Source organism: Streptomyces albidochromogenes, assembly GCF_005981925.1.
In the GTDB taxonomy this organism is placed as follows: Bacteria; Actinomycetota; Actinomycetes; order Streptomycetales; family Streptomycetaceae; genus Streptomyces; species Streptomyces albidochromogenes.
Genome location: NZ_VBVX01000459.1, coordinates 1 through 3870 on the forward strand (window position 1 = coordinate 1; position 3870 = coordinate 3870).

Consider the following 3870-nt stretch of genomic DNA (forward strand, 5'->3'; position numbering starts at 1 on the left):
GACCGTCCCAGTGGTGGCGGTTTCCAGCGTCGTGATGACCGTCCCAGCGGTGGCGGTTTCCAGCGTCGTGATGACCGTCCCAGTGGTGGCGGTTTCCAGCGTCGTGATGACCGTCCCAGTGGTGGTGGGTTCCAGCGTCGCGATGACCGTCCCAGCGGCGGTGGGTTCCAGCGTCGCGATGACCGTCCCAGTGGTGGCGGTTACCAGCGTCGCGATGACCGGCCGGCCGGTGGGGGTTACCAGCGGCGTGATGACGAGCGTGGGGCGTCGTTCCCGCGTGACGACCGGTCCAGGGGGCCGCGTCGGGACGATGAGCGTGGATACCGGGGCGGGCGGGACGACCGTGGGCCCCGCCGGGACGACCGGGCGCCGCGTCGGGACGACCGTGACGGTTACCGCGGGCAGCGTGACGACCGGGAGCGTGAGCCCGTCAAGCGGCTCCCCATCCCCGAGGACGTCACGGGCCACGAGATCGACAAGGACGTGCGTCAGGAGCTCCAGAGCCTGCCGAAGACGCTGGCCGAGGACGTCGCCAAGAACCTCGTCATGGTCGCCAACCTCATCGACGACGACCCCGAGGAGGCGTACGCCTACTCGCGCATCGCGCTGAGGCTCGCCTCGCGCGTGGCCGCCGTGCGGGAGGCCGCGGGCTTCGCGGCGTACGCGACGCAGCGGTACACGGAGGCGCTCGCGGAGTTCCGCGCCGCCCGCCGTATGACCGGAAGCGTCGAGCTGTGGCCCGTCATGGCGGACTGCGAGCGTGGGCTCGGGCGGCCGGAGCGGGCGATGGCGATGGCCGGTGAGCCCGAGGTGCAGAAGCTCGACAAGGCCGGCCAGGTCGAGATGCGCATGGTCGCGGCCGGCGCCCGCCGGGACATGGGGCAGATCGACGCGGCCATCGTGACCCTCCAGGGGCCCGAGCTGGCGTCGAACTCGGTGCAGCCGTGGACGGCGCGGCTCCGGTACGCGTACGCCGACGCGCTGCTGACCGCCGGGCGGGAAGCCGAGGCGCGTGAGTGGTTCGCCAAGGCGATCGAGGCCGACAAGGACGGGCTGACGGACGCTTCGGACCGGCTCGCCCAGCTCGACGGTGTCGACTTCGTCGACGCTCTCGACGAGGACGGCGAGGAGTCCGGTCAGGCCGCTTCGGCGGCTGAGACCGTGGTTGTGGACGACTCCCGGTCCGACGACGACGCCGCCACCGAGGGCGACAAGGACTGACTGAGTCCGTGTGTGTGAAAGGGCGGCACCCCACCGGGGTGCCGCCCTTTCGCGTCTGCGGTCGGCTCAGCTCACGTCGAGGCTGCGCAGGACCAGGCCCGTCGCCGGCTTCGGGCCGAACGAGGTGGACTTGCGGGGCATGGTGACGCCCTGACGGGCCAGGTCCCGTACGACCTCTTCGCGTACCGGGTGCATCAGGACGGCCGTGCCGCCGTGGCGCTCCGCCTGCGTCACGGCTGCCTCGGTGCCGTGGATGTACGCGATGTGCTCGGGGGCGTCGGGGATCGACCACACATGGTCCAGGAGGGCCGCGTGCAGGACGGTCGCGTCCAGGGTGCGCCAGGCCTCGGGGCGGCCGGACGGGATCGTACGGGACAGCAGTGCCTCGTCGGGGCGGTCGACGAGGTGGAAGCCGCCGTCGCCGGCCAGCAGGAACGCGTTGCCGGCGCCGGCCGCCTCGGCCAGGGCGTCCAGGGCGCGGGGGAGCGGGCCCGGGACCTCGCGGACGCGGAAGGTGTCCGCGACGGCCGCCAGGGCGTCGGCCACCGGGAGGCGGTGCAGCAGGCGGTGGATGGCGCGGACCTGGAGCGGGTAGCGGGCCGTGTCGATGAGGAGGACGAGGCCGGAGTTCCAGGGGCCGTCGGCCGGGTGTTCCGCCTGGAGGCGGAGGTACGTCGCCCAGCGGTGGTGGCCGTCGGCGATCAGTGCCTGGTGGTGGGACAGGTCGGCCGTGGCCTCGGCCAGCTCGGCGGGGTCGGTGACGGACCACAGGCGATGGCTGAAACCGTCCTCCGTCGTGGTGGCCAGGAGCGGCGGGCGCGGGATGGTGCGCTCGATGACGGCGCTCGCGCCGGTCTCGGCGCCGCCGCCGCGGTAGGTCAGCAGGAGCGGTTCGAGGTTCGTCGCGGTGGCGCGCATCAGGGCGGCGCGGTCGGCGACGACGTGCGGCATGACGTCCTCGTGGGGGAGGACGATGCCGTCGGCGGGCGGCGAGAGGGTGAGAGCTCCGATCAGGCCGCGCTGGAGCAGGTCGCCGCTGCGCTGCTCGTACACGTACAGGGCCGGTTCCGGGTCCGGCGCGAGCACGCCTTCGGACAGCCAGCGGCGCAGGGTGTCGGCGGCCTGCTGGTTGCGGACGGCCGGGGTGGCGGCCTGCGGGAGGATCAGACGGACGATGTTGTACGGGTCGGCCGACTCCAGGTGGTGGAGGCCGTCGGGCCGTACGACCACGTCGTACGGCGGGGACGTGACAGCGGCCAGGCTGCTCACTCGCTCGGGGACGTATCGCAGTCCACGGAACGGGGCCAGGCGCAGGCCGTGGTCCTCCTCGGGCCGACCAGGTGTACTCATTGGTGCATCGTAAGTGGGGTCGTCCGATGAGCGATGATCGGGGGACGAGCGAGGATCTAGGAGCGATACGGAATGAGCCAGCGGACCAGGACCCGGCCCGACACGAGCGCGCGTGCGCTGAGCGAGGCGTACGACACGGCTCTGCTGGACCTCGACGGTGTGGTGTACGCGGGCGGCGTGGCCGTCGCGCACGCCGTGGACGCGCTCAAGGTGGCCCGCGAGGGCGGGATGCACCTCGCGTATGTGACGAACAACGCGTTGCGGACGCCCGACGCGGTGGCCGAGCACCTGACGGAGCTCGGGGTGCCGGCGGTGGCCTCCGACGTCATCACCTCGGCGCAGGCGGTCGCGCGGCTGATCGCCGATCAGGTGCCTGGGGGCTCCCGGGTGTTGGTGGTGGGCGGAGAGGGGCTGCGGGTCGCGCTGCGTGAGCGCGGGCTGGTTCCCGTGGAGTCGGCGGACGACGATCCGGTCGCCGTGGTGCAGGGGTACGGCGGGCCCGACCTGGCGTGGGGCCGGTTCGCGGAGGCGTCGTACGCCGTCGCGCGGGGGCTGCCGTGGTTCGCCTCCAACACCGACCTGACGATTCCCAGCGCGCGGGGCATCGCGCCGGGCAACGGCGCGGCGGTGGAGGTCGTGCGGATCGCCACGGGCGCCGAGCCGCAGGTGGCGGGCAAGCCGCTGCCGCCGATGCACCGGGAGACGATCCTGCGCACCGGCGCCGAGCGGCCGCTGGTGGTCGGGGACCGGCTGGACACGGACATCGAGGGGGCGAACGTCGGCGGCGTGGACTCGCTGCTCGTCCTCACCGGGGTGACGGACGCCGCGCAGCTCCTTGCGGCGGCGCCGAAGTACCGGCCGACGTACGTGGACGCGGATCTGCGGGGCCTGCTCACCGGGCAGCCGGAAGTGGCCGCGGGCGACGGCGGGTTCGGGTGCGGTGGGTGGACCGCTGCCGTACGGGACGGGGAGCTGGTGGCCGACGGCGAGGGCGCGGCGATGGACGGGCTGCGGGCGCTGTGCGCGGCGGCCTGGACGTACGCCGGGGACGGGACGTGCGGGCTGGACGCGGGGAAGGCGCTGGAGCGGGTGGGGCTTTGACCTCAGGGCGTCACGGCGACGCGGCTTCGCTGCGACGCCGTGACGCGGGCCGCCGCGGACGCCGTCGCCGGTCGGTGTCGCGGGAGGGTCTGCGGGGGGTGCCGCGTTCGTTGGTCGTGATGCGAGGGTAGGCTAACCTAACCGCGTGTTGGTCGAGAGTTCCCCCAAGCAGAGCGCGGTGCAGGCCCCTCCGGCCCC

The 3870-nt window shown here is 73.5% G+C and carries 3 protein-coding genes and 1 pseudogene; 3 read left to right on the forward strand and 1 reads right to left on the reverse strand.

Features of this window, described 5'->3' with window-relative positions:
- Together E2E34_RS37575 and E2E34_RS32365 are read left to right on the forward strand one after the other, a co-directional pair.
- A pseudogene (locus E2E34_RS37575) lies at positions 1 to 360 on the forward strand (DEAD/DEAH box helicase); the annotation flags it as partial.
- Positions 361 to 483: 123 nt separating this feature from the next.
- A complete protein-coding gene (locus E2E34_RS32365; RefSeq protein ID WP_244316345.1) occupies positions 484 to 1221 on the forward strand; it encodes a tetratricopeptide repeat protein in 738 nt (245 codons plus the stop codon).
- A gap of 66 nt (positions 1222 to 1287) precedes the next feature.
- Here E2E34_RS32365 and E2E34_RS32370 read toward each other — a convergent pair whose 3' ends face one another.
- Positions 1288 to 2571, reverse strand: coding sequence for a DUF1015 family protein (locus E2E34_RS32370; RefSeq protein WP_138905408.1), 1284 nt, complete (start codon positions 2569 to 2571; stop codon positions 1288 to 1290).
- A 72-nt stretch (positions 2572 to 2643) separates the two neighbouring features.
- Between E2E34_RS32370 and E2E34_RS32375 the strand changes: the two genes are divergently transcribed.
- On the forward strand, positions 2644 to 3672 hold the full coding sequence (locus E2E34_RS32375) for an HAD hydrolase-like protein (protein WP_138905409.1): 1029 nt from the start codon (positions 2644 to 2646) through the stop codon (positions 3670 to 3672).
- The last annotated feature ends 198 nt before the right edge of the window (positions 3673 to 3870 follow it).

Coding starts and splice junctions, on each gene's coding strand:
- E2E34_RS32375 (WP_138905409.1), top strand. CDS start 2,644: ATGAGCCAGCGGACCAGGACCCGGCCCGACACGAGCGCGCGTGCGCTG.
- E2E34_RS32370 (WP_138905408.1), bottom strand. CDS start 2,571: ATGAGTACACCTGGTCGGCCCGAGGAGGACCACGGCCTGCGCCTGGCC.